Below are 1,764 nucleotides of genomic sequence, written 5' to 3'. Positions count from 1 at the left end.
GAGACTCCCTCCGGAAACATTGATATATCAGGGTTTATAGCTGTCTTTTGTCTTTCAAAAAAAATTTTTTAAGCACTTCCTCTGTTAGATGTATCCTTATCTTTCTATTTTTGGAAGTGTGGTAGACGCGTTGCGTTTCTCGCATGAATCATTTGAGCTGCTTTTCCGTATTCAGCGATGCATTTGGGATCTCTGCTATCTTATGAGGACGGACCCTCCCATGTCTCTTGGCGTCGTACGCCTTCATTCCTTCGTTTGGTCTCATCATAAGGCAGAGGCCGGCTTCTTTCTCCTGTATAGACTCGTGGTCTGTCGTCTCTCTTGGCGCCAGCTTCTCCGTGTCATCTTATGAAAGGGGATGGAAAGAAAGGTCACGCTGCCTGGTTCAGACAGTGAAGGTCCTGTTTCATTCGTTCCTCATCAAAGTAATTCTCGTGTTTGGATAAACCGTGAAAGATCTTTAAAAGCTTTCCGCAAAGGACAACCATCGCTTCTTTTTTCTTCAAAGGATTCACCGGACGATTGATATAGTACTGGTACAATTCATGAAAGGCCTCGTTATTTCTCAGAAGAGGCAGGATCGCTTTAAACAGAAGACTCCTGAGCCGTTTCCTGCCACGTTTCGAAATGATTTTCTGTCCTTTAAACTGACCGGAAGACTGCTCACGCAGTGTTAATCCCGCTAATTTGATAAGTTGACGTGGATTTTTGTACTGCTTGAGTGGGCCGGTTTCGGCGATTAGGTCCATGACAGTGTGTTCACTAATCCCTCGAATAGAGACCAGGTATTCGAAATCTTCGAGCTGTTCCGCTAGTTCTTCCATACGCTGATTGACCTCTTCCAACTGACCTTCAGCTAAAAGAAACTGACTAACCAAGGACTGCATCTCAAGGCGAGCGATCTCTAACCCTTCGGTGAGCCCAATGGATTGCCCTGCGACGGCCTGAGCCTCACGAATCGTTTTCTTCGCCACTCGACACATGCCGCCTTGTTCTCTATACATCCGTGCGAGTTCCTCGACGTCATGACGAAGAAGGTCTTCGGGCAGGGGTGTGTACTTCAGCGTTATACAGGCAAGCTGTTTAAAATCCTTGAATACCAACTTGAATTCAGGGAAGTACTGGTCGAGCCATTGGATCATCTGGTTTTTCATGCGGGCAATGTCTTTCTTTAACCTCCATCGCATGGCGGATCCATTTCGAAGTTCAGCTTGAATTCCCCTTGGAATCCTTGGGTAGAAAAAGCTGCCGGTGACCATCAGTTTCGCAATCAGTCGGGCGTCTTTAGAATCGTTCTTCGTTTGAAGATTGTCATCAAACTCTTGGGTATTCTTCACGTGCATCGGATGGACCTGAACGAAGGGTAAGTCCACTTCGAGTAGAAAGAAAGCCAAGTTCATCCAGTAGTGGCCAGTCGGTTCAAATCCGATCAAGACACGTTTCTTTTCATAAAGCTTAAGCCAGTCTTCAACCTGTCTTTGGAAAGATTCAAATCCTTCACGACTCTGGGTAAATGCGACGGATTTCTTTCGCATTTCACGCCCACGGTCATCCACCGGGCATGCGTAATGCGTCTTTTTAGCGATATCAATGCCAATGACTAATGTATCCTCTGTGATTTGATTTATTCGTTCATTCCGCTTATGATTCAAAGGGAAGTCCTCCTTTTGATGTTTGTATTTGGTTGTACAAATGCATCTTACGGGAGGGCTTCTTTTTATTCAAGAGGTACAAAATTAATCCCACAGGAATCTCCTGTGGGAT

1 protein-coding gene is annotated in these 1,764 nt (G+C 45.4%); it reads right to left on the bottom strand.

Features of this window, described 5'->3' with window-relative positions; genetic code table 11:
* Window positions 1-371 precede the first annotated feature (371 nt).
* The gene (locus tag LF817_RS19925; protein WP_253937559.1) at window positions 372-1,652 is read right to left on the bottom strand and encodes an IS110 family RNA-guided transposase; all 1,281 of its coding nucleotides are present in this window, start codon (window positions 1,650-1,652) and stop codon (window positions 372-374) included.
* Between the last annotated feature and the right edge of the window lie 112 nt (window positions 1,653-1,764).

Origin of the sequence: Halobacillus sp. A1 (assembly GCF_024189295.1) — a bacterium.
GTDB lineage: Bacteria > Bacillota > Bacilli > Bacillales > Halobacillaceae > Halobacillus_A.
Note: the sequence above shows the minus strand (reverse complement) of the source record. Positions and strands in the feature narration are given on the sequence as shown.